21 protein-coding genes are annotated in these 25,460 nt (G+C 70.5%); 5 read left to right on the plus strand and 16 right to left on the minus strand.

The genetic code is table 11. The features are described 5' to 3' along the window. Positions 1-168 precede the first annotated feature (168 nt). Entirely contained in the window at positions 169-921 is a 753-nt protein-coding gene (locus tag PROPJV5_RS02600) for a TIGR03936 family radical SAM-associated protein (protein ID WP_119714779.1), read from the minus strand. 148 nt (positions 922-1,069) lie between these two features. Between PROPJV5_RS02600 and PROPJV5_RS02605 the strand changes: the two genes are divergently transcribed. Beyond that, positions 1,070-2,149 (plus strand): TerC family protein, encoded by a 1,080-nt coding sequence (locus tag PROPJV5_RS02605; protein WP_239018367.1) that lies wholly within the window; start codon positions 1,070-1,072, stop codon positions 2,147-2,149. A 29-nt stretch (positions 2,150-2,178) separates the two neighbouring features. Here the strand turns inward: PROPJV5_RS02605 and PROPJV5_RS02610 are convergent, their stop codons facing one another. The 3 genes from PROPJV5_RS02610 to PROPJV5_RS02620 form a co-directional block, all read right to left on the minus strand. Further along, the gene (locus PROPJV5_RS02610) at positions 2,179-4,155 is read right to left on the minus strand and encodes a TIGR03960 family B12-binding radical SAM protein (protein WP_119714781.1); all 1,977 of its coding nucleotides are present in this window, start codon (positions 4,153-4,155) and stop codon (positions 2,179-2,181) included. Next, positions 4,156-5,727 (minus strand): type II CAAX endopeptidase family protein, encoded by a 1,572-nt coding sequence (locus tag PROPJV5_RS02615; RefSeq protein WP_119714782.1) that lies wholly within the window; start codon positions 5,725-5,727, stop codon positions 4,156-4,158. Positions 5,728-5,806: 79 nt separating this feature from the next. Further along, positions 5,807-7,222, minus strand: coding sequence for a bifunctional folylpolyglutamate synthase/dihydrofolate synthase (locus PROPJV5_RS02620; protein WP_119714783.1), 1,416 nt, complete (start codon positions 7,220-7,222; stop codon positions 5,807-5,809). Positions 7,223-7,356: 134 nt separating this feature from the next. Between PROPJV5_RS02620 and PROPJV5_RS02625 the strand changes: the two genes are divergently transcribed. Together PROPJV5_RS02625 and valS are read left to right on the plus strand one after the other, a co-directional pair. Next, a complete protein-coding gene (locus tag PROPJV5_RS02625; RefSeq protein WP_119714784.1) occupies positions 7,357-8,202 on the plus strand; it encodes a DsbA family protein in 846 nt (281 codons plus the stop codon). A 122-nt stretch (positions 8,203-8,324) separates the two neighbouring features. Continuing rightward, positions 8,325-10,925 carry a valine--tRNA ligase gene (valS, locus tag PROPJV5_RS02630; protein WP_119714785.1) on the plus strand — a complete coding sequence of 867 codons (2,601 nt, stop codon included), beginning with the start codon at positions 8,325-8,327 and terminating at the stop codon, positions 10,923-10,925. A gap of 91 nt (positions 10,926-11,016) precedes the next feature. Here valS and PROPJV5_RS02635 read toward each other — a convergent pair whose 3' ends face one another. After that, a complete protein-coding gene (locus PROPJV5_RS02635; RefSeq protein WP_119714984.1) occupies positions 11,017-12,447 on the minus strand; it encodes a four-carbon acid sugar kinase family protein in 1,431 nt (476 codons plus the stop codon). A gap of 120 nt (positions 12,448-12,567) precedes the next feature. Then, complete coding sequence (locus PROPJV5_RS02640; protein WP_119714786.1) at positions 12,568-13,302, minus strand: HAD family hydrolase; 735 nt, start codon at positions 13,300-13,302, stop codon at positions 12,568-12,570. 121 nt (positions 13,303-13,423) lie between these two features. Here PROPJV5_RS02640 and PROPJV5_RS02645 point away from each other — a divergent pair, with 121 nt between their 5' ends. Next, positions 13,424-14,512 (plus strand): S-(hydroxymethyl)mycothiol dehydrogenase, encoded by a 1,089-nt coding sequence (locus tag PROPJV5_RS02645; protein WP_119714787.1) that lies wholly within the window; start codon positions 13,424-13,426, stop codon positions 14,510-14,512. Positions 14,513-14,549: 37 nt separating this feature from the next. Here the strand turns inward: PROPJV5_RS02645 and PROPJV5_RS02650 are convergent, their stop codons facing one another. The 7 genes from PROPJV5_RS02650 to thrC all read right to left on the minus strand — a co-directional run bounded on the left by PROPJV5_RS02650 (position 14,550) and on the right by thrC (position 22,096). After that, positions 14,550-14,837: a biotin/lipoyl-containing protein gene (locus PROPJV5_RS02650; RefSeq protein ID WP_119714788.1), complete on the minus strand. Its 288-nt coding sequence runs from the start codon at positions 14,835-14,837 to the stop codon at positions 14,550-14,552. An 11-nt stretch (positions 14,838-14,848) separates the two neighbouring features. Beyond that, complete coding sequence (locus PROPJV5_RS02655; RefSeq protein WP_119714789.1) at positions 14,849-15,862, minus strand: alpha-ketoacid dehydrogenase subunit beta; 1,014 nt, start codon at positions 15,860-15,862, stop codon at positions 14,849-14,851. A 17-nt stretch (positions 15,863-15,879) separates the two neighbouring features. Then, complete coding sequence (locus PROPJV5_RS02660; RefSeq protein ID WP_119714985.1) at positions 15,880-16,860, minus strand: thiamine pyrophosphate-dependent dehydrogenase E1 component subunit alpha; 981 nt, start codon at positions 16,858-16,860, stop codon at positions 15,880-15,882. Positions 16,861-16,893: 33 nt separating this feature from the next. Beyond that, a complete protein-coding gene (locus PROPJV5_RS02665; RefSeq protein ID WP_119714790.1) occupies positions 16,894-17,886 on the minus strand; it encodes an NAD(+)/NADH kinase in 993 nt (330 codons plus the stop codon). Between the two features lie 118 nt (positions 17,887-18,004). Beyond that, a complete protein-coding gene (locus PROPJV5_RS02670; RefSeq protein ID WP_147385325.1) occupies positions 18,005-19,387 on the minus strand; it encodes a helix-turn-helix domain-containing protein in 1,383 nt (460 codons plus the stop codon). A gap of 101 nt (positions 19,388-19,488) precedes the next feature. After that, positions 19,489-20,610 (minus strand): 6-phosphofructokinase, encoded by a 1,122-nt coding sequence (locus PROPJV5_RS02675; RefSeq protein WP_119714792.1) that lies wholly within the window; start codon positions 20,608-20,610, stop codon positions 19,489-19,491. A 34-nt stretch (positions 20,611-20,644) separates the two neighbouring features. Beyond that, entirely contained in the window at positions 20,645-22,096 is a 1,452-nt protein-coding gene (gene thrC / locus PROPJV5_RS02680) for a threonine synthase (RefSeq protein WP_119714793.1), read from the minus strand. 113 nt (positions 22,097-22,209) lie between these two features. Between thrC and PROPJV5_RS02685 the strand changes: the two genes are divergently transcribed. Next, entirely contained in the window at positions 22,210-22,521 is a 312-nt protein-coding gene (locus tag PROPJV5_RS02685; protein WP_119714794.1) for a hypothetical protein, read from the plus strand. Positions 22,522-22,535: 14 nt separating this feature from the next. On the opposite strand, the gene clpX is transcribed toward PROPJV5_RS02685, so the two are convergent. The 3 genes from clpX to PROPJV5_RS02700 form a co-directional block, all read right to left on the minus strand. Beyond that, entirely contained in the window at positions 22,536-23,804 is a 1,269-nt protein-coding gene (clpX, locus tag PROPJV5_RS02690) for an ATP-dependent Clp protease ATP-binding subunit ClpX (RefSeq protein ID WP_119714795.1), read from the minus strand. Positions 23,805-24,021: 217 nt separating this feature from the next. Continuing rightward, complete coding sequence (locus tag PROPJV5_RS02695) at positions 24,022-24,684, minus strand: ATP-dependent Clp protease proteolytic subunit (protein ID WP_182858545.1); 663 nt, start codon at positions 24,682-24,684, stop codon at positions 24,022-24,024. Between the two features lie 8 nt (positions 24,685-24,692). Then, complete coding sequence (locus PROPJV5_RS02700) at positions 24,693-25,298, minus strand: ATP-dependent Clp protease proteolytic subunit (protein WP_269471263.1); 606 nt, start codon at positions 25,296-25,298, stop codon at positions 24,693-24,695. Between the last annotated feature and the right edge of the window lie 162 nt (positions 25,299-25,460).

The raw sequence follows: 25,460 nt of genomic DNA on the forward strand, positions 1-25,460 counted from the left end.
TGGCGGCTCCCGCTGCGCCGGAATCCCCCGCGGTCTGCTCTCGCGTCGCGGTGAGGATGCGCCTGGCGTGCGGGTACGGGCGCTTGGCGGCCCTTACCTGTGGACGATTATGACACATGCCCCGAATCCCGAGCGGGACCGACGCGCCCCGGCCCGGACGGCCGGCCCTCACTCGGCTCTCGTCGTCCGCGTCCCGCCGTCGGCAGTGGCATCGGGGACGTCCAGCGGATCGCCGATCGAGCCGTCGGACCGCAGCGGCCCCTGGCGCAGCCGGGTGAAGAGCCCGGGATGCTCCCCTCCCAGGCCGGGGCGCAGCCGGCGCAGCGCCGCCAGCACGTCATCGGGACGCACGAGCGGGGTGCCGTGAGTGACACGAACCCGGACATGGCCCTCCTCGTCCACCTGCGCGGAGCGGACCGCCGGGCGAGCGTCGAACACCCGCTCGCCCTTGCGCGTGGCACGGCTGACCTCGACCGATTCGGCGGCGATCAGCGCCCGGATCGCCGACTCGAGGTCCTGCCGGTCCACGGCACCGAGGTCGATCACCCAGTCCGAGGCCTGCAGCACGTCCGCCAGCGCCGGCCGGTGCCCCTCGACGACGCGCAGCACCCGGAAACCAGTGGGCAGGGCGGCATTGAGGTCGTCACGCACCTGATCGGGGTCGAGTACCTCGAGGACGGCGATGTCGGCGTACTCGGCGTATGAGGCGGCCGATGTCGGCGCCGAGTTGGCGTAGCTGATCCGCGGGTGCGGCGAGAAGCCCGACGAGTAGGCCATCGGGATACCGGCGCGGCGCAACGCCCGCTCGAAGGCCCGGGAGAAGTCGCGGTGCGAGGCGAACCTTGCCACGCCGAGCTTGGAGTAGCTCAGGCGCAGGCGCTGCACCGGGGGCGGCTGACGCGGTGGTTCTCGACGAGGCACCCACGTATGGTAGACGCCCGGTGGCACTGGTACGAACCGGCTCTCCCCTCGCTCCGCCCGCGCGGGGAGCTCCGCCGCCGGCCCCCTGCCTCCCGGGTCGGACCCCACCCTGGACGTGCCGGGATCCGGCGAACCACATGTGGTTGAAATGGCTACTACCCGTTATCGTGTCGGCACCGACTCGATGAAAGGAAACCCATTGGTCCCGGCCACCGCCTGGGTCGCCACGATCATCCTGATCGTCGCCCTGCTGGCGTTCGACTACTTCTTCCACGTCCGTAAGGCCCATGTGCCCTCGCTGCGGGAGGCCGGCATCTGGTCGGCCGTCTACATCGGCATCGCCCTGCTCTTCGGCGTGCTCGTGACCGTCCTCGGCGGCACCGAGATGGGTGAGGAGTACTTCGCCGGGTACATCACGGAGAAGGCGCTCAGCGTCGACAACCTGTTCGTCTTCCTCATCATCATGTCCAGCTTCGCCGTGCCCAGGGCGACCCAGCAGAAGGTGCTGCTGTTCGGCATCATCGTCTCGCTGGTGGCCCGTACCGCCTTCATCCTCATCGGCACGGCGCTCATCACCCACGTCACCTGGGTCTTCTACGTCTTCGGCCTGATCCTGTTCGTCACCGCGGGCCACACCCTGCGCTCCCACGGCGCCCGGGAGCGCGGCGACCAGGGTGAGAACATCATGATCCGGCTGGCCCGCAGGACGCTGCGCACGAGCGCGCACTACGACGGCGACCGGCTCGTCACCACGGTGGGCGGCCGGCGGATGCTCACGCCCCTCGTCGTCGTCATGGCGGCCATCGGCGGCACCGACATCCTGTTCGCCCTCGACTCGATCCCCGCCATCTTCGGCCTGACGCAGTCGACCTTCGTCGCCTTCACCGCGACGGTCCTGTCGCTCCTGGGACTGCGCCAGCTCTACTTCCTCATCGACGGGCTGCTCGACCGGCTGGTCTATCTCTCGTACGGGTTGTCCGGCATCCTCGCCTTCATCGGCGTCAAACTGGTCCTGCACGCACTGCACGAGAACAACGTGCCGTTCATCAACGACGGTCGGCCGCTGCCCGTCGTCGAGATCCCCACCCCGGTCTCGCTCGTGGTGATCATCGCGATCCTGACGGTCACGGTCACCGCCTCCCTGGTGGCCGGGCACCGCACCGGTGAGCGGGTGCCCTCGGGCACTGCCGTGACGCCCGGGCGTGGGCGTGAGGCGTCCATCCGGTGATCCCGTGACGGCGGGTGGGCCCGCCGTGCTCAGGCGGCGCTCGCGCCGGTCTTCTTCCGTCGCGGCGGCAGGGGCGCCAGGGGCAGCAGCGTCGTCCCGGAGGGGCCCATCTCGATGTCGACGCCGAAGCGCGGGCAGACGCCGCAGTCCTTGCAGTCGTCCCAGCGGCAGTCGGCGATCTGCTGGGCGGCGCACCCGGCGAGGTACTCCTGCCACAGCCAGGTGCGATCGAGCCCCGAGTCGAGGTGGTCCCAGGGCAGGACCTCGTGCTCGGCGCGCGGACGTGTGGTGTACCAGGCCATGTCGACGCCCAGGGGTTCCAGCTCGATGATGGCGCAGTCGACCCATCGCTGGTAGTCGAAGTGCTCCCGCCAGCCGTCGAACCGGCCCCCGTCGAGCCAGACGGCCTCGATGACGCGGCCCACGCGCCGGTCGCCGCGGGCCAGCAGCCCCTCGACCTGGCCCGGTTCGCCGTCGGACCAGCGGATCGTGATGGCGCGACTGAACCCCTTGTCGGCGCGTACGGCCTCCCGGAGCACACCGATGCGATGGTCGATGAGTTCGGGATCGGCCTGTTCGGCCCACTGGAAGGGGGTGTGGGCCTTGGGCACGAAACCGCCGATCGAGATCGTGCACGAGATGTCGCGCCGCCCGGTGATCTCGCGGCCGGTCTCGACGACGCGGTGGGCCAGGCGCGCGATGGCGAGCATGTCCTCGTCCGTCTCGGTGGGCAGACCGCACATGAAGTACATCTTCACCGAACGCCAGCCCTGGCTGAAGGCTGCGGTGACCGTCGACATGAGGTCGTCCTCGCTGACGTTCTTGTTGATGACGGCCCGCATGCGCTCCGAACCGGCCTCGGGCGCGATCGTCAGACCGGAACGACGTCCGCCCCGGGACAGCTCGCGGGCCAGGTCGACGTTGAAGGCGTCGACCCGGGTGCTCGGGATGGACAGTGAGACGTTGCCGCCCTCGTACCGGTCGGCCAGCTGGTGGGTGATCTCGTTGATCTCGGTGTGGTCGGCGCTCGACAGGCTGAGCAGGCCGACCTCCTCGAGGCCCGTCGCGCGCAGACCGGCGTCGACCATGGCACCGATGGTGGCGAGTGAGCGCTCGCGCACCGGGCGGGTGATCATGCCCGCCTGGCAGAACCGGCAGCCGCGGGTGCAGCCGCGGAAGATCTCTGCCGAGTAGCGCTCGTGGATGGTCTCGGCGAGGGGGACGATGGGCGCCTTGGGATAGGGCCACTCGTCCAGGTCGGTGAGCACCCAGCGGCCGACCGTGGTCGGCACGCCACGCCTGGTGGGGCTGATGCGGGCGATGGCGCCGTCGGGGCCGTACTCGACGGCGTAGAAGCGCGGCACGTAGAACATGCCGGTGGCGGCCAGGGTCTCCAGGACCTGGTCGCGCCCGCCGGGGCAGCCGGCCAGCCGCCACTCGCGGACGATGCGCGACAGCTCGATGACGGCCTCCTCGCCGTCGCCGAGGACGACGACGTCGACGAAGTCGGCGATCGGCTCCGGGTTGAACGCGCAGTGCCCGCCGATGAGGACGATCGGGTCGTCCATGGTGCGTTCAGCGCTGTGGATGGGGATGCCGGCCAGGTCGAGGGCGTTGAGCAGGTTCGTGTAGCCGAGCTCGGTGCTCAGACTGATGCCGAGCACGTCATAGGCCCTGACCGGGCGGTGGCTCTCGAGCGTGAACTGCGGCAGGCCGTGGGCCCGCATGAGCTCCTCGAGGTCCGGCCAGACGCTGAAGCTGCGTTCAGCACTGGCCCAGCCGAGCTCGTTGATGACCTCGTAGAGGATGGCCAGGCCCTGGTTGGGCTGGCCGACGCCGTAGGTGTCGGGGTACATGAGCACCCAGTGCACCTGCGCGTCCTCCCACGCACGCGTCTGCGCGTTGATCTCGCCGCCCACGTACTGCACCGGTGTCGAGACCCTGGCCAGCAGCGGGCTCAACTCGTCGAGGAGCCCGGCCGGCGCGGGACGCAGCTGCTCAGTCATTCATTCCTCCTGCCGTGGAGCGGCCCCTTCATCGAACGGCGGCTCCCCCTCCATGATCCGCGGCCGGTCAACGGGCGGCCCCCACGAAGCCAGCACGTCGTCGCTCGGCTCGGCGCCCCAGGGCGCCGCCGTGCCGGGTCGGTCCACCGGCGGCATGCCGACCGGCTGCTGCGCCGCAGGGGCAGGCGGGTCCCCGAGCCATCCGGCGCCCTGGGCCCCGCCAGGCCGGTTCATGCCCTCGGCGGGAGGACTCGCGGGCCAGGTCCGAGCGGTCGTCGTGGTCGGCACGTCGGCCTCCACCGGTGGCCGGGCCGCGGTCGTGGTCGGTACATCGGCCTCCACCGGCGGCCGGGACACCGGTTCTGCCGGGACGGGAGATGGATCGCCCCACTGGGGCGCCGGGAGCTGGCCGCCCCACTGGGGCGGGGCCGCCTGCTGCGGTGCGTACCAGCCGCCCCACTGGGAGGCGGGATGGCCGGTCGGCTGCTGGTAGGACGGCACCGGGACGGGGGCCCCGTAGGGCGCTGCCGGGACGGGGACGGCCTGCGGCCAGGGCCCGGCAGGTGCGGGCGGCGCGGCCGGGGCCGGCGTGCTGGTCGTGGCCAGTCCCCTGGCCCGGGCGCGCCAGCAGACGAGCACGGTGGCGACGGCGATGAAGACGAGCTGCAGCAGGCTCAGGGGGCTGCCGGCCCCCTCGGAGCGGTCCATCAGGTGGCTGATGTCGCTGAACGGCAGGAGGGCCATGGCCGTCATGTTGTTGATGATGTGCATGGCCGTCGAGGCCTCCAGCCCGCCGGTGTGGTAGCACATGAGGCAGCATCCGATGCCGAACCCGACGTAGAAGATGTTGAGCCACGGGTCCTGTGCGCCGTGGGCCAGCATGAAGAAGAGGGAGCTGACGGCGCAGCCGGTGACCGCCGAGACGATGCGCAGCGTCCTCGTGCGCTGGGGGAAGCAGCTGGCCACGAGACGGTTGATACCGCCGCGGAAGAACCATTCCTCGCCTGCGCACTGGATGGGCGTGGTGAGCAGCAGGCCCAGGAGGAGGACGACGGTGTCGTCGTTGACGGACAGCCCACCCAGCCCGGTGCCCGTGAGGATCATGCTGAGCGCGATGAAGACGACCCAGAGCGGCAGGAACATGAGCAGGCAGCCGCCGAACCAGCGCCAGCGGAACCGTCCCGTCACCGAGTGGACGAAACCGATGGGCTGGGAGTGGATGCGCGCGACGAGCCAGACGATCGGGATCGAGCAGGCCAGCGCCAGGTTGTTCATGATGAACAGTTCGGGCGTGAGACCGCCGCCCGTCGTGAGCTGTTCCACGTAGTCGTCGGCGGAGACGTCCCCGCCGGACAGGGTCATGACGATGGCGGCCAGGCCGAAGCCGATGGTGGCGGCGAACCACAGCACCCCGGCGACCAGGGCGCCGACGACCGGCCGCCACACCCGCCAGCGCGCGGAACGCCACAGCCCGTGGTACCTGACCGGCGTCGTGGGCAACTCCGGCTCGTAGGGCTGCTGCCAGACCACGGGCATCGGCGGGTACGCGGTCGGGGGGTACGCGGTGCTCATGGTCAAAACCCTAACGACTCGCCCCCGGGCCCGGGGAACCGTCCACAACCGGGTTTGGGGGAAGCCGAACGCCGGGACGTCAGGAGGAGCCGTCCGGCTCCTCGACGACCGACATGGTGAGCGGGTCCACGGCCACGCCGGAGGCGTCGTCGGCCAGGATGTCGCGGGCCTCACCGGCGAGGTGCACCGAGCCGATGACGAGCACACCGGCCTCCTCCCCCGCGCCACCGGCGAGCGTCATGGCCCTGCTGAGCGCCTCGGCGGTGTCCTCGGCGGTGTGCACACGTGCTCGCCCGAACGCCCCGACGGCCAACGAGGCGATGTCCTCGACGCTCATGGCGCGCGGGCTGCTCCGAACAGTGGTGACGACGACCTGGTCGAGTTCGGCGGCGAGCAGGTCCAGCACCGCATCCACCTGCTTGTCGGCCATCATGGCGAGCACGCCGATGGCCGGTCGCATGGTGAAGGCCTCCCGCAGGCCGGCCAGGGTGGCGCGGACGCCGTGCGGGTTGTGAGCCGTGTCGAGCACGACGAGCGGGTCGTGGTGGATGGCCTCCAACCGCCCGGGGGCCCGCACGCCGGCCAGTCCCTCGGCGAGGACCGCGGGATCGATGGGGCGCCCGCCGCAGAACGCCTCGACCGCTGCGACGGCCACGGCGGCGTTGTGGGCCATGTGGGCGCCGTGCAGGGGCAGGAAGAGATCCCCGACCGGTCCACCGGCGCCCTCGAGCCGCAGCAGCTGGCCGCCGACGGCCACCTGCCGGTCCAGCAGGGCGAAGTCGAGGCCTTCTCGCACCATCGTCGCGCCGACCTCGGCGCAGTGCCTGGACAGGACGGCTGCGGCCTCGGGCCGCTGGCCGGCGAGCACCGCGGTCGCGCCCGGCTTGATGATGCCGGCCTTCTCGGCGGCGATCTGTCCGATCGTGGTGCCGAGGTACTGCATGTGGTCCATGTCGACCGGGCCGACGACGCCGACCCGGGCGTCGGCCACGTTGGTGGCGTCCCAGCGCCCGCCCATGCCGACCTCCATGATCGCCACGTCGACGGGGGCGTCGGCGAAGGCCGCGTAGGCCAGGGCGACCATGACCTCGAAGAAGGTCAGGGCGATGCCATCGATCCGCCGGGCGTCGACGATGTCGACCATGGGGCTGATCTGCTCCCAGAGTTCATCGAACCGGGCCGCCTCGATCGGGGCGCCGTCGATGCAGATGCGTTCGGTGATCTCCTGCAGGTGCGGGGAGGTGAAACGTCCGGTGCGCAGGCCCATCGAGCGCAGGAGGGCGTCGATCATGGCTGCCGTGCTGCCCTTGCCGTTGGTGCCGGTGACGGCGATCACCGGGCATGCGTCCTGCGGCGAGCCGAGCAGTTCGCACAGCGCCTGGATGCGCACCAGGGTGGGGCCGATGCGATGCTCCGGCCATCGTGAGGTGAGTGACTCCACGATGGCGGCGTGGCTGGACGCCGGTCCGCGGTTCTTCTCTCGTGTGCTGGTCATCGGGCTCAAGACTAGTTGCGGTTCTCGCCCCCGGAGCCCAGCAGTCCCGCGGGCGGGCGGGGCGGGTTCAGGGCTCGGGTAGACTCGCCTAGCGGTACGGACACGGATCAGGACGCTCGAGCCGGAAGGTTGACATGGCCTCGAAGAACTCAGGCAGGAAGCAGACACCCCCTGGCGGTGCGGGCATGAGTCGCCGCGAGGCGCTGCGCCAGGCCCAGGCCGCGCAGGCGGCCCACCAGAAGCGGGTGCGTCTGGCCCTCATCGTGGTGTGCGCCGTCGCCATCATCGCGGTGATCGTCGTCGTGGCGCTCGGCGCCACCGGGCGAATCGGCCGTGGAACCGATGAGCCGACCGCGACGAACCTGGGCGAGCAGATCACCCCGCCGCACGCGAACGCCGACGGCAGTGGCATCCTCTCGCCGCTCAACTCCAACGACTCGGCCCCGACCCTGGTCATCTACGAGGACTACCAGTGCCCGATCTGCCAGACCTACGAGGAGCAGCTCGGCCCCGTCTTCAGTTCGCTGGCCTCCAGCGGGCAGATCAGGATCGAGTACCGCACCCGCACCTTCCTCGACCAGAACCTCGAGCAGCTCAACGCGGCCAAGGGCACCGCGGAGTCCTCCAAGCGGGCCGCGATGGCCGCGGTCTGCGCCGATCAGGTCGGCAAGTTCCAGGAGTACCATGACGCCGCCTACGCCGCCGCGCCCGCGCAGGAGGGCGACGGGTACACCGAGGAGCAGCTGCGCTCCGAGATCGCCGAGGCGGCCGGCATCACCGGCGATGACCTGACGACCTTCCAGAGCTGCGTCGACGAGAACCAGGCGCAGACCTTCGTGGAGAACGTCGAACAGGCCGGCATGGACGCCGGTGTCACCGCGACCCCGACCTTCCAGGTCAACGGGAACCCGGTCTCGTTCCAGGGCGTCGACATCACGAGCGAGGAGTCGGTCCTGGAGGCCATCAGGGCCGCCGCCTGAGCCGACCGCGTCGCACCTTCTCAACCACGGGTGGGCCCCGCCTGAACGGGCGGGGGCCCACCCGTGTCCGCGGCGCTGCGGGACCGGCTGGAGGGCACTGCCCGGTGAGTAGGATGTCCCCCATGACTGCCACACCTGCACCGACGACACCCGCATCGACCCCCCAGGGCTGGCGGGTACCGGATCGTCCGGTGCTCGAGGGGCTCGAGGACAAGTGGGCCGCGGCCTGGGAGGCCGACCAGCTGTACGCGTTCACGCGCCCCGAGGATCGTCGCCAGGTGTTCAGCATCGACACGCCCCCGCCCACCGTCTCCGGCTCCCTGCACGTCGGTCACGTGTTCAGCTACACCCACACCGACGTCGTGGCCCGCTACCAGCGCATGATGGGCAAGCACGTCTTCTACCCGATGGGCTGGGACGACAACGGGCTGCCCACCGAGCGGCGTGTCCAGAACTACTTCGGGGTGCGCTGCGACCCGTCGATCCCCTACGACCCCGATTTCGAGCCCCCGGCCAGGCCCGATCCGAAGAAGCAGGTGCCGATCAGCCGCCGCAACTTCGTCGAACTGTGCCACCGCCTCACCGTGGTGGACGAGGAGGCGTTCGCCGAGCTGTGGCGCAAGGTCGGGCTGTCGGTCGACTGGAACCAGCTGTACACGACGATCGGCACCGAGACCCAGCGCATCTCGCAGCTGGCCTTCCTGCGCAACTACGAACGCGGTGAGGCCTACATGAGCGAGGCCCCCACCATGTGGGACGTCACCTTCCAGACCGCCGTCGCCCAGGCCGAGCTCGAGGCCCGCGACTACCCCGGCGCCTACCACCGCCTGGCCTTCCACGCCGAGGACGGCGCCGACGTCTTCATCGAGACGACCCGCCCCGAGCTGCTCGTCTCCTGCTGCGCCCTCATCGCCCACCCGGATGACGAGCGCTACAAGAACCTGTTCGGCCAGACGGTCACGACGCCGGTCTTCGGCGTCGAGGTGCCGGTCCTGGCCCACCCGGCCGCCGAGATGGACAAGGGCGCCGGCATCGCCATGTGCTGCACCTTCGGCGACCTCACCGACGTCCAGTGGTGGCGCGAACTGAGCCTGCCCACGCGCACGGTGATCGGCCGCGACGGCCGTCTGCAGCGCGAGCTGCCCGACTGGCTGCCCGACCCCTCGTTCTACGAGGCCGAGCTGGCCGGCAAGACCGTCTTCAGCGCCCGCGCCGCCATGGTCACCAAACTGCAGGCCACCGGTGAGATGGTCGGCGAACCGAAACCGACCCAGCGCATGGCCAATTTCTACGAGAAGGGCGACAAGCCCCTCGAGATCGTCTCGACCCGCCAGTGGTACATCTCCAACGGCGGCCGTGACGAGGAGCTCAAGGCCCGCCTGCTGTCCCGCGGCGACCAGATCGACTTCGTGCCCGAGCACATGAGGTTCCGCTACTCGAACTGGGTCGAGGGCCTCAACGGTGACTGGCTCATCAGCCGCCAGCGCTTCTTCGGCATCCCCTTCCCCGTCTGGTACCGGCTCGACGCGAACGGCGACCCCGACTACGCCGACCCGATCATGGCGGCACCGGAGACCCTGCCGGTCGACCCGAGCTCGGACTGCCCGCCCGGCTTCGAACCCGGGCAGCGCGGTGTCCCCGGCGGTTTCATGGCCGACCCCGACGTCATGGACACGTGGGCGACCAGTTCGCTGACGCCCGAGATCGTCTGCGGCTGGGAGCGCGACCCCGAGCTGTTCGGGCTGACCTTCCCGATGGACCTGGCACCACAGGCCCACGACATCATCCGCACCTGGCTGTTCAGCCGGGTCGTCCGCGCCGACTTCGAGTTCGGCACCGTCCCGTGGCGACGCGCCACCGTCTCGGGCTTCGTCGTGGACCCCGACCGCAAGAAGATGAGCAAGTCGAAGGGCAATGTGATCGTGCCCACCGACATCATCGACAAGTACGGCGCGGACGCCGTGCGCTGGCGTGCCGCGATGGCCCGCCCGGGCATGGACTCCCCCTTCGACGAACGGCAGATGAAGGTCGGGCGCCGGCTCGCCATGAAGGTGCTCAACGCCAGCAGGTTCGTACTCGGCATGGGCGCCCCGACCGGCCCCGAGGCCATCACCGAGCCCATCGACCTCGCCGAGCTGGCCGTGCTGCGCGAGGTCGTCGACAAGGCCGGCAGGGCACTGGCAGAGTTCGACTACACGACGGCGCTGGAGGCCACCGAGACCTTCTTCTGGAGCTTCTGCGACGACTACCTGGAGCTCGTCAAGGAACGCGCCTACGGCGCCCGCGGCGAGCAGACCGCGGCCTCGGCGAACGCGAGTCTGCAGCTGGCCCTCTCGGTCGTCCTGAGGCTGCTGGCCCCGTTCATGCCGTTCGTCACCGAGGAGGTCTGGAGCTGGTGGCAGGACGGTTCGGTGCACACCGCCGCCTGGCCCACTGTCGACGAGCTGCCGGTCGGTGGAGACACCGCGCTCGTGGCCGACATGGCCGCCGCCCTGATCCTGGTGCGCGGCGCCAAGTCCGACGCCAAGGTCTCCATGCGGACCCCGGTCGAGGCCATCACCGTGACGGGCCCGGCGTCCTCGGTCGCCAACCTCGCCCTGATCGCCGACGACCTGTCGGCCGTCGGTCGCATCACGTGCCCGATCGCCTTCGTCGAGGCGGGCGAGAACCTCGCCGCCGAGATCACCCTGGGCGAGCCCCCGGCGAAGAAACCGCGTAGCTGAGACGGCCGGCTCGGGGCGGGCCCGTGCCCGTGCTGCAGAGGCCGGGCGCGGGGCTCCCGCTACCTGGAACGCCGGTTCGGACTCTTCCTGGTCATCGCAGGGATTCCTGCAGCGTGTCGATGACGTCGGCCAGTGACCCCTCGTCGCCGACGTTGCCGGGGAAGACGACGTAGGGGATGCCGCGGGCCGGCCCGTCGACGGGCTCCCACAGCGAGATGATGCCCGGCAGCATCGGGCCGCGGGCGATGGCGCGGCGGATCCCCAACCCGCGCGAGGCGACGTCCGAGGACGTGATGCCGCCCTTGGCGACGACGAAGCGCGGGGCCCGGGCCCCCAGGGTGCGGCGGACGACCTCGACGACGGCGTCGGAGACGGCACGCGCGATGCGCAGTGAGTCGTCCGCGTCGGCCCCGGTGACGAGGGTCTCACTGCAGCGCACGAGGGCGGTACCCCGCCCCAGCTGCGCGACGGCGGCCGCGACGACCTCGTCCAGGTGGGCGGCGCGGGTGGATTCGTCGAGCGTCCTGGGCACGTCGAGGACGAGCTGCGCGATCTCGTCGCGCCCGGCCAGGGCGCCGACCTGGCGCCTGGTGAGACCGACATGGGAGCCGACCACCACCAGACCACCGGCCGCGTCCGAGGCCGCGGCGCCGGGGGCGGGCCGGCACGCGTCGGGACCGAGCGGGACCCGGGGCGGCTGCCCGATACGCGCCCGGACGAAGGGCGGACCGACGCGGTAGATGAAGTTGTGGCCGAGCGCCTCGGCACGGGCCAGGCCGAGGGCGAGCAGGCGCAGGTCGTTCTCCTCCAGGCAGTCGACGACGATCGGCTGGGCGTCGCGCGCCCCGGCCAGCGCGGCCACGACCGCCTCGGGATCGGTGCGCAGCGCACCCAGGCCGATGCGGATGACCTCGTCCGCCGCCAACCGCCCGCCGGACTTCTCCTGCACCCAGTCGGCGAGGTCGGAGGACCGGTACCCGAAGGTGGCGTCGGAGGCGAACTCGCTGTCCCCCACCGGCACGAAGCCGTCGGCAACGCTGCCCGCGTAGTGCACCGCGTCGAGGGTGATGCGACCCGCCTCGGGGAAGGCCGGCACGAGGACGACGCCGTCGACCCGGCGACCGTGCTGGGCGAGTACGGCGGCGATGGCATCCGGCTCGAGCGGGTAGTGGCCGCGCAGCGTCGAGTCCGAGCGCGAGACGAACGCCACCCGCCGGCAGGTCCTGCGGGCCGCCTCCAGGCCGTTGCGTACGGCCTCCCGGTTGACGCGCTCGGCATCGGCGGGCCCGAGGCTGCGCGAGTTCGTCATGACGTAGACGGCGGCCGCGCCCGTCGACAGGCCCCATTCGAGGTCCTCGACCTGCCAGGTGGTCACGACCGGCAGCTCGGACACCGACTGGGTGCCGGTGGGGTCGTCGTCGAGGACGATGAGCGCCGGGCAGCCCGCCCCCGCGACGTCCTCGGCGCGGACGGCGGGCGCGCCGGGCCGTCCGGCGGTCAGGTCCTCCCAGCTGATTCTCATGACGGACACCCCCGTGCGCTGACCTGTGATGAGTCGACGCTAGCCGCCGTCACCGGCGCATGACAAGGCGGCTTGGGGCCGCTTCAGCGGCACCGTCCCGGCCCCGGCCGGGCGGCTCTCTCAGGGCCCGACGTGCTCGAGCAGCAGCTGGTCGAGCGAGGCGACGGCCGGCTGGTCCGCCGGCCCCTCGCCGCGGCCGCCGCGGTCGAGCCAGACCGACTGCATGCCGACCCGGCTCGCCCCCACGGCGTCGCGCAGGTGGTCGTCGACGTAGCCGACCGCTGCCGGAACGGCGTCCAGCCTCGCGCACGCCGCCCGGTAGGCGCCGGGGTCGGGTTTGCCGGCACCGAGCTGGTCGGACGAGAAGACCTGGGCGAACCGGCCCTCCAGTCCGAGCCTGCGGACCTTCATCACGGTCATCTGCTGGGCGGAGTTCGACAGCACCGCCACGGGGACGCCCGCCGCGTCGGCGCGGTCGATGAGCGCCAGCGCGTCGGGCCATGGGGTGCACGCCTCGGCGAAGGCGGACCGGTAGGTCGACTCGAAACGCCGCAGGTGCTCGTCGTCGACCCGGACCCCGAGACCGTTGGCCATGTCCACCAGGCGTCCGCGCCGCATCTCCTCGAAGTCGATCTCGCCCCTGGCGAACCGGTCGAACCAGCCGGTCCGGTCCGCCACGTACTCCTGGATGCTGCGCTCCCGATCCGGCTCGCCCAGCTGCGGCCACAGTGCCCTGGTCGCACACCGCAGACCGGCCCGCATGGCCCGGTCGGTCTGGTTGATGGTGTCGTCCATGTCGAGGACGAGCGCGGCGACACGCAGCACCAGCAGGCGGCGGTCGGGAACGGCGGGCACACGCCCAGCATAGGGGCAGTCCCGGGGTCGCGCGGCGCGGGTCGCACAGCCCGTTGCCAGCCAGCGACCCTAGTCTCGGCCCTGTCAGCCCTTATCAGGGTCCCTATGTGGAGTTCACCCCATGTCCACCACCGTCCAAGGAGTCGTCTCGCGCGCCAAGGGCGCACCAGTCGAACTGCTCGATGTCGTCGTCCCCGATCCCGGTCCCGGCGAGGTCGTCGTGGACGTCGCCGCGTGCGGGATCTGCCAGACGGATCTGCACTACGTCACCGGCGCCGTCGGCGACGGCTACCCGTTCCTCATCGGCCACGAGGCGGCCGGCACCGTGACCGCCATCGGCGCCGGCGTCACCCATGTGCAGGTGGGCGACCGTGTCGTCCTGAACTGGCGAGCCGTCTGCGGTCAGTGCCGCGCCTGCCGGCGCGGTGAACCCTGGTACTGCTTCGACACCGCGAATGCGACCCAGCCGATGCGACTCGCCGACGGCACCGCGCTGACGGCCGCGCTCGGCATCGGCGCACTGGCGCCCCGGACGCTCGTCGCCGAGGGGCAGTGCACGAGGTTCGACCCGTCCGTGCGGCCCGAGGTCGCCGGGCTGCTCGGCTGCGGCATCATGGCCGGTCTCGGCGCCGCGCTCAACACCGCCGCCGTGCGTCGCGGCGAACAGGTGGCGGTCATCGGCCTGGGCGGCGTCGGCATGGCCGCCCTGCTCGGCGCCCGGCTGGCCGGTGCGACCGGCGTCATCGCCGTCGACACCGACACCAGCAAGCTGTCCCTGGCCTCGGACCTGGGCGCCACCGCGACCATCGACGCCGGCAGCTGCGATGTCGTCGCACGGATCCACGAGCTGACCGGCGGGGTCGGCGCCGACGTCGTCATCGACGCGGTCGGTACGCCCGGCACCTGGAAGCAGGCCTTCTACGCCCGTGACCTGGCCGGGCGCGTGGTCCTCGTGGGGGTGCCGGCCCCCGACGCGCGGCTCGACCTCCCGCTGGCCGACGTCTTCGACTACGGCGGCTCCCTGAAGTCGAGCTGGTACGGCGACTGCCTGCCCGAACGCGACATCCCGATGCTGCTCGACCTGTACCGGCAGGGCCGGCTCGACCTGGACGTCTTCGTCTCGGAGACGATCGGCATCGATCAGGTGAACGAGGCCTTCGAGAGGATGCGCGCCGGGAAGGTGCTGCGTTCCGTCGTGCTCATGCAGTGACGGCAGTGGGCGCCGGTGCCGGCGCCCCACAGGTGACTCAGCCGTGCTGGGCGATGAACGCGTCGATCTCGGCATCGGGGGTGTCCGCATCGGCGATGACGCCGAGCAGCGCACCGACCTCGTAGCTCTGGCCCGACTCGGCGATGAGCCTGCGGATCACCCCTGCGGCCGGCGAGGGCAGCTCGCCCTCGATCTTGTCGCTGGAGATACCGGCGAGGTTGTCCTCGGCCGCGACGGTGTCGCCCTCGGCGACGTTCCACTCGGTGAACTCGCCCTCCTGCATGGTCATGCCCCACTTGGGCATGGTGATCGCTGTGATGGCCATGTCTCTGCTCCTTATGCGTCGACCGGTTCCAGGGTGGTGCGGACCGCTGCGGCGATCTCGTCGGGGCCGGGCAGGTAGGCCTCCTCCAGCACGTGCGCGAACGGCACGGGCGTGTGGGGCGGGGTGACCAGCCCGATCGGTGCCCGCAACCGCGGCCCGCGGGTTGCGACCAGGCTCACCAGGTCGGTCCCCATGCCGCACCGCGGGTAGCCCTCGTCGACGACCACGCACCGCCCGGTCCTGGTGACGGAGGCGAGGATCGTCGCCTCGTCCAGCGGCGACGTGGTGCGCGGGTCGACGACCTCGACGCCGACGCCCTCTCCCTGGAGCGCCTCGGCGGCCCGCTGGGCCCTCGGCACCATCTGCCCCAGTGCGACGACGGTCACGTCGGTGCCCTCGCGCACGACATTGGCCTGGCCGAGCGGCACCTCGTAGAGCTCGGTCGGAACCTCGCCGCGTACGCCATACAACGCCTTGTGCTCGCAGAAGATGACCGGGTCGTCGTCACGGATCGCCGCGGTCAGCAGGCCCTTGGCGTCGTAGGGGCTGCTCGGCACGACGACCTTGAGGCCGGGGATGTTGGTGAAGATGTTGTACAGCGTCTGGGAGTGCTGGGCGGCGGCACCGGCACCGGCGCCGTAGCAGGTGCGGACCACCATCGGGGTCCGCGTCTTGCCGCCGAACATGTAGCGGAACTTCGCGGCCTGGTTGAAGATCTGGTCGAAACAGACCCCCAGGAAGTCGATGAACATCAACTCGGCCACCGGACGCAGCCCGCTGACCGCCGCGCCCGCCGCGGCACCCATGATCGCCGACTCGCTGATCGGGGTGTCCAGGACGCGGTCGGGGAACTTCTCCCACAGTCCCTTGGTCAGGCCGAAGACACCGCCCCAGGCGTCCATCGGCTGACTGGTTCCGGCGCCGCCGGCGACGTCCTCCCCGAACACGACGACCGAGGGGTCCCGGTCCATCTCCTGGGCGAGGGCCTCGTTGATGGCTTTCATGTAGCTCAGTGTGCGTGCCATTGTCTGCGTCCTTCCACCTAGTAGGAGACGTACACGTCTTCGGTGAGGGTCTCCAGGGCCGGTTCGGGGGCGGCCTTGGCCTGCTCCACCGAGCGGTCGATCAGCTCGCCGACCTCACGGTCGATCTCCCGGAGCTGCCCCGCGTCGAGCAGACCGGATGCCGTGACGCGCTGCTCGAACAGGGTCAGCGGGTCGTGCTCCGCCCTCGCGGTGGGCACCTCGTCGGCCGGGCGATAGGTCTGCTGGTCGCCCTCGAAGTGCCCGTAGTAGCGCACCGTCTTGCACTCCAGCAGCGACGGGCCGCCGCCGGCACGTGCCCGCCCGATGGCGGCCTGGGCCGCCTCGCGGACCTCGAAGTAGTCCTGCCCGTCCACCGTCATCGCCGGGATGCCGAAGGCGTCTCCGCGCTTGGCCACGTCGATGCCCTTCTGGTGGTACCGGCTCGAGGTCGCCTCCGCATAACCGTTGTTCTCCACCACGAAGATGACCGGAAGGTCCCACACCGAGGCCAGGTTGAGCGACTCCAGGAAGGTGCCCTGGTTCGAGCCGCCATCGCCGGTGAACGAGACGGCCACCTGGTCGGTGCCGGTGATCTTGGCCTTCAGGCCGGCGCCGCACACCAGGGGCGGGCCGCCACCGACGATGCCGTTGGCGCCGAGCATGCCGACGTCCACGTCGGCGATGTGCATCGAGCCGCCCCTGCCCTTGCACAACCCGGTCGCCTTGCCGTAGATCTCGGCCATCATGGCCATGACGTCACAGCCCTTCGCGATGGCGTGACCATGGCCGCGGTGGGTGCTTGCGATGTAGTCGTCCGCGGTGAGCAGACCGCACACCCCGGCCGCCACGGCCTCCTCCCCCGCGTAGAGATGGACGAAGCCGGGGATCGCGCCAGTGGAGAACTCCCTGTGCAACCGCTCCTCGAACTCCCGGATCGTCCGCATGGTGCGATAGGCGCCCAGCAGCTCGTCCGGGCCGATCCCAGTCGTCTGGCTCATCATGACTCCCTCCATTGGGTTGATGTCTTGAGGCTAGGGGCCCCACCGTTGCACCCGCGTTGCACTCATGGCGCGGGCCACGTCGATGCGCCACAGCGCCTCCACCAGCTCCATCGAGGCGCCCAGCCCGCCGGGGCGTTCGATGAGCCGCTCCCCGTCGAGGCTGATCGCGCCATGCCCGTCCGGGATCTCGGCCACGTCGCCCAGACGCAGGTACTGCGGCTGCGAGACGGCCACCTCCTCGACCACCCCCGGCGCCAGGGGCGCCCGCACCCGCGTGCCCTCGCCGAGCCGGACGCGGGCGGCAACCGGGGCGTGGCGAGGCGCGTCGGCCCGGGCCGCGACGATCGCGCTGAGCCCGATCACCGTGGGGTCGGTGAACACGGCCGTCACCTCCTCGACGTGCTCGGCCCGCCACGAGGCGCGCACCCCGGTGAACAGGGAACGGGTCACGGCGACGTCCACGAGCGCGGCCTCGGTTCGGCCATCGTGGTGCACGAGGAGGGCGTGTTCCTGCACGCAGGCGTCCTCGCGGCTCACCTGCCCGGTGGCGACACAGCCGGTGGCCAGACCGGCCACGGTGGCCTCCGACCACCCTGGGAAGGCATTGTTGGTGCCGGTCGACAGCGGGGTCAGGGGGATGTCTCCGATCCGCCCGACGGCCAGTCGCTGGGTGCCGTCCCCGCCGAGTACGCAGATGGCAGCGACACCTGCCTGGCGCATGAGGTCCAGGGCGAGGCAGGTGTCGACGGCCCGGCCCACGACCGGCATGTCGAGCCAGCGTATGGGCGGCAGCGGCGCACCGGTCTCCAGCTCGATGCCCCTCCTGACCCTGGCCATCGGGCCGGCCACCGTGTCGTCGAGGGGCATGGCGAGCACCTCGTCGACGCCTGCGGCACCGAGACCGGCCATGAGCCGGACGGCCATCGCCCCCTTCTCCGAGTTGTCGACGACGGTCGCTGCACTGACCAGCCGCCGCACGTCGTGCCCCGATGCGCTGTTGACAATGACTCCGACACTCACCATGGCGACCTCCCTGCCGGTTGGTCACCCAGTGTGCGGCCTCAGACGTTGCAGCCCCGTTGCACTGCCGCGGCATCCGTCCCATGATGTCCCGGTTCTCGGTGAACCTGGACGGGCGGGCTCAGCAGGCCGCTCGGCACAGGCCGTTCAGGTGCGCGTCGGCAACGGCCCGTTCGGCCGACCCGGGGGCGCACTGCTCGACGTAGCGCGCCCAGGCGTGATAGTCGGCCCCACCCGGTTCGCCGAGACAGTACTCACGCAGTGCCTGGCCGCCGGCGGCGATGGCGGCCGCGCGAACCGACTCGTGCAGCTCCTGGCGCAACAGTTCAATCGTCAGCGCGTCGGAGCGGGGCAGCAGCCAGCCGGTGTAGGAGCGGACGGCGCCGCGGACGTCCCCGCGGCGCAGCAGCCCCTCGACGTCGCCGACGTCGCTGCTGAGCGGAACGGTGAACCGGTACGGGTCCCCGGCGAGGGCCGCGCCGAGCGACTGCCGGGCGCGGTGCACCTCGGTGCGGACCGTGCCCGGGCGGCCCCGGTCGCCGTACAACGCCTCGGCCAGCGCATCGGCGCTCAGCCCGTCGGGGGCCCGCGCGATGAGGGCGAGCAGGTCGGCGCGGCGCTGCGTGAGCCTGGTGACGCGACCGTTCATGCTCAGCTCGGGTTCTCCCGGGCCCAGCAGACGCAGCCGGACCGGTCCGGGTGCGGCGGATGGGCCCGGCCCGGTGGTGACGACCGTGTACCCCTCGTAGTGCTCGCACTCGCCGGCGGGCTGCCCGTCATCGCTGCCCCAGACCAGGCGCCCGGTCGGTGACAGGACGGCGGCGACCCGCCCGGCCGCTCCCGGCCGGGCGAACAGGTCGGCGAGGATCCGCGCATCGGCGGCCCTGCGCTCGACGGCGATCTGGCGCTCGATCAGTTGCCCCACGGCACCGACCAGGGCGGCCGTGTCGGGGCCGAACTCGCGCACCGGGCCGGACAGGTCGATGACACCAAGCAGCTCACCGCTGTCCGGGTCGGTGATGGGCGCCGCAACGCAGGTCCACTCGTGGTGGGTCATGACGAAGTGCTCGGGTCCGTCGATGCGCACCAGGGCGCGCTGACTGATCGAGGTGCCGATGGCGTTGGTCCCGACGCTGCTCTCGGTCCACAGGACGCCCGGCGCCATGCCGATCCTGTCACCGCGGCGCCGCGCCGCCGCGCCGCCGCGCATCATCACGATCTCGCCATCGGCGGCGGTGATGACCAGCAGACGCCCGCCGCCACCGCGGGTGGCCTCGATCAGTGGGGCGACCAGATCCAGGTGGCGGGCCAGCAGCAGCGACTCGAACCGGGCCCCGGCCTCTCGGTCGTCGTGCACCATCACCGGGGTCGCCCGGCCGGGGTCGACTCCGGCGCGGAACGCACGCCGCCAGGAACCGGCGACCAGCGGTCTCAACCGCATCATCCCACCGCGTCCGGCCCGCTCACGAGCCAGCGCCAACACATCACCGATCTCAGCGTCCACAGCACTCACCCCGTTGTGGGTTCGGTGGAAGATGTTTTCACCGTAACCCGGCGCCGCGGTGGCGCGCAACAGGATTACCGGGGCGGCTGGGCGCCGACCGGTCAGTCCCCGAAACCGGTGTTGACCTCCCTGGCGGCCCTGATCCAGGGATGATCGGTGGGGACGTAGCGGATCTTGCCGGCGACCTTCTCGAGCGGGACGGGAACGGCCTCCTCGCCCCTGGAGGCAACCATGACGCCGAACTGCCCCTGACTGACCAGATCGGCGCCCGCGGTACCGAGCAGGGTGGCCAGCTGGCGGTCGCGGCTGCACGGGATGCCGCCGCGCTGGACGTAGCCGAGGATGGACACCCGTGACTCCAGGCCGGTGGCGGCCTCGAGCTGCTCGGCGAGGGTGAAGGTGTGGGCACGGTGCGAGGCCTCGACCACCCTGCGGTGCTTCTTGGCGGCCTCGCGGCTCTCGGGGGAGCCGGCCTCCCGCACGAGCGCGTCGGCGGCGGCGAGCTCTGCCGCGTCATCCACCGAGCGGGCGCCCTCTGCGACGGCGACGACGGAGAAATTGCTGCCCTGTTCCCGGCGGCGGCGGATCGTCTCGGCGATCGACTCGACGCGGTACGGCATCTCGGGCAGCAGGATGATGTCGGCGCCGCCGGCGATCCCGGCGCCGAGCGCGAGCCAGCCGGCGCGGTGCCCCATGATCTCGGTGAGGATGATGCGGTGGTGGCTGTGGGCCGTCGAGTGCAGACGGTCGATGGCATCCGTGGCGATCTCGAGTGCCGTCGCGAAACCGAAGGTCTCGTCGGTGCCCACCAGGTCGTTGTCGATCGTCTTGGGCAGGGTGATGACGTTCAGGCCGGCGTCGACCAGCCGCTTGGCGTTCTTGGCCGTGCCCCCGCCGCCGAGGCAGACGAGCGCGTCCAGCTTGTCCTTCTCGTAGTTCTTCTTGATCGTGTCGATCATGTTGCGCGGCGCGCCGTCCACCATCATCTTGTGGACCTTGTCGCGGCTGGTGCCCAGGATCGTGCCGCCGACGGTGAGGATGCCGGACAGCGCGGCGGAGTCGAGCTCGACGAAGCGGTTCTCGGCCAGGCCGCGCATCCCGTCCCGGAAACCGATCAGCTCCATGCCGTGGGTGCCGATGGCCGCCTTGCCGAAACCCCGGATGGCGGCATTCAGGCCGGGGCTGTCGCCGCCGGCGGTGAGGATGCCAACACGCATCGTCATGATCGTCTCCTTTCGTTTGTGCGGGCGGCCCGCTTCAGCGGACCAGGCTGGGCAGTGATTCGACGGTGCCCACGATGAGCTGCTTGAGGGCGTCCACGTCGTTCGGCAGATCCACGACACGGCGTGGCCCCTCCTCGATGTGGGCGAACCGTTCGGGCGTGGGCGGCGGTTCCCCGATGGCCTCGGTGATCGTCTCGGCGAACTTCACCGGCAGGGCCGTCTCGAGGACGACGACGGGTTCGTCCGCCACGTACTGCTCGGCGACCTTGACGCCATCGGCGGTGTGCGGGTCGATGAGGATGCCGTGCTCGCGCCACAGACGGCCGATGGTGGCGACCCGGTCCGCGTGCGTCGAAGAACCGGAGACGAAACCATAGCCGGTGCGCACCGCCTCGAACTCGGGGGTGCCGGAGATGTCGAAGAAGCCGCCACCTGCGACCGCGCCGAACAGTTCCCGGACCCTGGCACCGTCGCGCCCGTACAGGTCCGCGATGAAGCGCTCGAAGTTGGAGGCCTTGGAGATGTCCATGCTCGGCGAACTGGTCGCCCAGGTCTGCTCGGGGCCGCGGGGACGGTAGACGCCGGTGCGGAAGAACTCGTCGAGCACGTCGTTCTCGTTGGTGGCCAGGATGAGGCGACGGATCGGCAGACCCATGGCGCGAGCGATGTGGCCCGCGCAGATGTCGCCGAAGTTTCCGGTGGGCACGGCGAAGCTGATCTCCTGGCCGGGACCGTCGGTGACGCGCAGCCAGCAGCAGAAGTAGTAGACGACCTGGGCCACCAGGCGCGCCCAGTTGATCGAGTTGACGGCCCCCAGGTGGTAGGTGGCCTTGAACGCCGCGTCGGTGTGAACGGCCTTGACGAGGTCCTGGCAGTCGTCGAAGACGCCCTCGACGGCGACGTTGACGATGTTGGGGTCGGACAGCGAGAACATCTGGGCCTGCTGGAACGGTGTCATCCGGCCCGCCGGGGTCAGCATGACGACGGCGATGCCGTCGCGGCCGCGCAGGGCGTACTCGGCGGAGCTACCGGTGTCACCGCTGGTGGCGCCGACGATCGTCATCCAGGAGCCGCGCCGGGACAGCTCGTACTCCATGAGTTCGCCGAGCAGTTGCATGGCCATGTCCTTGAAGGCCGCCGTCGGGCCGTTGGACAGGTGACCGAGCCACAGCGGCCCCGCACCGATGCGCGAGACCGGGACGATCTGCGGATCGGAGAACTTCGGACCGGTGTAGGCCGCGGCGGTGAGCCGCGCCAGGTCGTCGGCCGGGATGTCGTCGATGAACAGCCCGATGACACGGGCTGCCAGGGCCGCGTAGCCCTCCGTGGCGAGCAGCTCACGCCACTGCTCAAGGGTCTCGGCGCTCACCTGCGGGTATGTCTCGGGCAGGTAGAGTCCGCCGTCGGCGGCGAGCCCTTCGAGCAGGATGTCGCAGAACGGTTTGGCGTCGTCGGCGTTCAGGGCACGAGTCGAGAGATAGCGCACAGCTGAAGGCTACCGGTCGCGGCTGTGGCGTCCGCACCGGCGGCGGGAATCGGCGCCGCTTCCCGCCCAGGTGGCACACTACGAACTGTCGACCACGGTCAGGAGGGTCCGCCATGCCGTCGTTCCGCGTCCAGGTGTCCGTGCAGGGCATGCGGCCGGGGCACCGCCCGCCGGAAGTTCCCGACACCGCCAGGCAGGCGGTCCCGGAGGCGGCGCACTGCGACGACGTGCGCGTGGACGTGCCCCGCGGGGCGCCCGTGGTGACGGTGCGGTTCTCGATCCCCCCTGCCAATCGGGACGACGAGGACGCCAGGGCCTGGGCATGTGCCGAGACGATCCGCAGTGCGCTCGACGAGGTCGCCGTCGTCTCAGCGCCACGGGTGCTCAGGCGGCGCGGAGGCGAGTGGCTGGCGCTGCTCCGCTGAGGGCCGAGCAGCTCTCAGGCAGCCGGCTCGCCGGCCCGTGCGATGAGCCGGGGCTGGGCGGTCCCCCGCACCGCGTCACCGGTGATGACGACCCGGGTGACGTCGTCCCGGCTGGGCACCTCGAACATGACGTCGGCGAGGGTCTCCTCGAGGATGGCACGCAGCCCGCGCGCGCCGGTGCCGCGTTCGATGGCCTTCTCGGCGACGGCGGCGACGGCATCGGGCGTGAACTCGAGGTCGACGCCGTCGAGCTCGAAGAGTTTCGTGAACTGCTTGACGAGGGCGTTGCGCGGCTCGGTGAGGATACGGCGCAGGGCCGTCTCGTCAAGCCTGGGCACCGTGGCGATGACGGGAAGCCGCCCGATGAACTCGGGAATCAGCCCGTAGGAGTGCAGGTCCTCGGGGCGCACGCCGGCGAGCGGGTCGGTGCCGGCCGGGCGGCGTTTCGCGTCGTCGTTGGTGAACCCCACCGTGCGCTTGCCGACGCGCTCGGCGATGATCTCCTCGAGACCGGCGAAGGCGCCGCCCACGATGAACAGCACATTGGTGGTGTCGATCTGGATGAACTCCTGGTGCGGATGCTTGCGACCGCCCTGAGGGGGTACCGAGGCGACGGTGCCCTCGAGGATCTTCAGCAGCGCCTGCTGCACGCCCTCCCCCGAGACGTCCCGGGTGATCGAGGGGTTCTCGGACTTGCGTGCCACCTTGTCGATCTCGTCGATGTAGATGATGCCGGTCTCGGCCTTCTTCACGTCGAAGTCCGCGGCCTGGATGAGTTTGAGCAGGATGTTCTCGACATCCTCACCGACGTAGCCGGCCTCGGTCAGCGCGGTGGCGTCGGCCATGGCGAAGGGCACGTTGAGCATACGGGCCAGGGTCTGGGCCAGGTAGGTCTTGCCGCAGCCGGTGGGGCCGATCAGCAGGATGTTGGACTTGCCCAGCTCGACGTCGTCGGCGACGCGCCTGGCCCCCTCCGCCTCGGTCTGGGCGTTGAGACGTTTGTAGTGGTTGTAGACGGCCACCGCCAACGCCTTCTTGGCGTCGTCCTGGCCGATGATGTATTGATCGAGGAATTCGCGGATCTCGGCCGGCTTGAGCAGCTGCGAGGGGGTCTCCGTCTCCCCGAGCTGGGAGAACTCCTCCTCGATGATCTCGTTGCACAGGTCAATGCACTCGTCACAGATGTAGACCCCGGGGCCCGCGATGAGTTTCTTGACCTGCTTCTGGCTCTTGCCGCAGAACGAGCACTTGAACAGGTCGCTGCTCTCTCCGATGCGCGGCATGGCCACCTCCTTGATGCATGCTGATCCGGCACACTCGGCGCCGGCCGGGCCACACTGAATCCATTCAAGCATGCCCCTGCCGGGCATGCCACGTGTGTCCGTACGCCACGCTCACCGCTTCAGGCGTGCCCACAAGACTAGCCCCGTCCGCGCAGCATCCGTACCACGTACTGCTGCGCGGACGGGACGTCGTCCGCGGGACCGGCCGGGCCGGCGATCAGTCCTTCAACGAGGTGAGGATGTCATCGATGATGCCGTACTCGACGGCCTCCTCGGCGGTCAGGAACTTGTCCCGCTCGACATCGGCGTTGATCTTCTCCTGGGGCTGCCCGGTGGCGTCGGCGAGCATGGACTCCATGAGCTCGCGGATGCGCAGGATCTCGTTGGCCTGGATCTCCAGGTCGCTGGACTGCCCGTAGCTGCCCTCACCGCCCATGGAGGGCTGGTGGATCAGGATGCGGCTGTTCGGCAGGGCCAGGCGCTGGCCCTTGGTGCCTGCCGCCAGCAGCACGGCCGCGGCCGAGGCCGCCTGGCCGAGGCAGATGGTCTGCACGGCGGGCTTGATGTAACGCATCGTGTCATAGATGGCCGTCAACGCGGTGAACGAGCCGCCGGGCGAGTTGATGTAGATCGAGATCGACCGGTCGGCGTCCATCGACTGCAGGCACAGCAGCTGGGCCATGACCGCATTGGCGATGTCGTCGGTGATCGGCGTGCCGAGGAAGATGATGCGGTCCTCGAACAGCTTGGTGTAGGGGTCGACGCGGCGCACACCGTAGCTGGTGCGCTCCTCCCACTGGGGGATGTAGTACTCGGCCGTGGGCGAGAGGGCCAGGCCGCCGGGGACCGGTGGCATCGCCGGGCTGAAGGTGTCGGTCATGGAAGTCCTCACTGGTTCGGCGCGTCGTTCATGGAGATCTTCGACGCGCGATCGTAGACGTGATCGATGAAGCCGTACTCGAGCGCCTCACTCGCCGTGAACCAGCGGTCGCGATCAGAGTCCTTCGTGATCTGTTCGACGGTCTGGCCGGTGTGCTTGGCGATGAGTTCGGCCATCTCGCGCTTGAGGTGGATGCTCTGCTCGGCCTGGATCTTGATGTCGGAGGCGGTACCGCCGATGCCGCCCGAGGGCTGGTGCATGAGGATGCGGGCGTGGGGCAGCGCGTAACGCTTGCCCGGGGTGCCGCCGGACAGCAGGAACTGGCCCATCGAGGCGGCCAGCCCGATGGCGACCGTGGCCACGTCGTTGCTGATCCACTGCATGGTGTCGTAGATGGCCATGCCGGAGTCGATCGAGCCGCCGGGCGAGTTGATGTAGAGGTAGATGTCCTTGTGGGGGTCCTCGGCATTGAGCAGCAGCATCTGCGCGCAGATCGCGTTGGAGTTCTCGTCCTTCACCTCGGAGCCGAGGAAGACGATGCGATTGGCCAGCAGGGACTGGTACACGTTGTCGCTCAGGCCGACGCCACCGTTGCTGACTGCCATCGCGGGCAGCGCGGGGTTCTTGACCATGTCATTCACACCGTCGAACCTACCTGGAGGCACCGGCAAACCGGAGTGAGGGCCCTCATGTTTTCACTGCCGGCATGAAAGTTGAGCCGATCCGACTCATGTCTGGCAATGTTCGGACGGGTGCGGTGCAGGGCCTGGGCCGGG

This window comes from Propionibacterium ruminifibrarum (genome assembly GCF_900289195.1).
Classification (GTDB): Bacteria; Actinomycetota; Actinomycetes; order Propionibacteriales; family Propionibacteriaceae; genus Propionibacterium; species Propionibacterium ruminifibrarum.

Coding starts and splice junctions, on each gene's coding strand:
- PROPJV5_RS02685 (WP_119714794.1), top strand. CDS start 22,210: ATGCCGTCGTTCCGCGTCCAGGTGTCCGTGCAGGGCATGCGGCCGGGG.
- PROPJV5_RS02660 (WP_119714985.1), bottom strand. CDS start 16,860: ATGAGCCAGACGACTGGGATCGGCCCGGACGAGCTGCTGGGCGCCTAT.
- PROPJV5_RS02615 (WP_119714782.1), bottom strand. CDS start 5,727: ATGAGCACCGCGTACCCCCCGACCGCGTACCCGCCGATGCCCGTGGTC.
- valS (WP_119714785.1), top strand. CDS start 8,325: ATGACTGCCACACCTGCACCGACGACACCCGCATCGACCCCCCAGGGC.
- PROPJV5_RS02695 (WP_182858545.1), bottom strand. CDS start 24,684: ATGACCGACACCTTCAGCCCGGCGATGCCACCGGTCCCCGGCGGCCTG.
- PROPJV5_RS02635 (WP_119714984.1), bottom strand. CDS start 12,447: ATGAGAATCAGCTGGGAGGACCTGACCGCCGGACGGCCCGGCGCGCCC.
- PROPJV5_RS02675 (WP_119714792.1), bottom strand. CDS start 20,610: ATGACGATGCGTGTTGGCATCCTCACCGCCGGCGGCGACAGCCCCGGC.
- PROPJV5_RS02605 (WP_239018367.1), top strand. CDS start 1,070: ATGGCTACTACCCGTTATCGTGTCGGCACCGACTCGATGAAAGGAAAC.
- PROPJV5_RS02610 (WP_119714781.1), bottom strand. CDS start 4,155: ATGACTGAGCAGCTGCGTCCCGCGCCGGCCGGGCTCCTCGACGAGTTG.
- PROPJV5_RS02645 (WP_119714787.1), top strand. CDS start 13,424: ATGTCCACCACCGTCCAAGGAGTCGTCTCGCGCGCCAAGGGCGCACCA.
- PROPJV5_RS02665 (WP_119714790.1), bottom strand. CDS start 17,886: ATGGTGAGTGTCGGAGTCATTGTCAACAGCGCATCGGGGCACGACGTG.
- PROPJV5_RS02655 (WP_119714789.1), bottom strand. CDS start 15,862: ATGGCACGCACACTGAGCTACATGAAAGCCATCAACGAGGCCCTCGCC.
- clpX (WP_119714795.1), bottom strand. CDS start 23,804: ATGCCGCGCATCGGAGAGAGCAGCGACCTGTTCAAGTGCTCGTTCTGC.
- PROPJV5_RS02620 (WP_119714783.1), bottom strand. CDS start 7,222: ATGACCAGCACACGAGAGAAGAACCGCGGACCGGCGTCCAGCCACGCC.
- PROPJV5_RS02650 (WP_119714788.1), bottom strand. CDS start 14,837: ATGGCCATCACAGCGATCACCATGCCCAAGTGGGGCATGACCATGCAG.
- PROPJV5_RS02625 (WP_119714784.1), top strand. CDS start 7,357: ATGGCCTCGAAGAACTCAGGCAGGAAGCAGACACCCCCTGGCGGTGCG.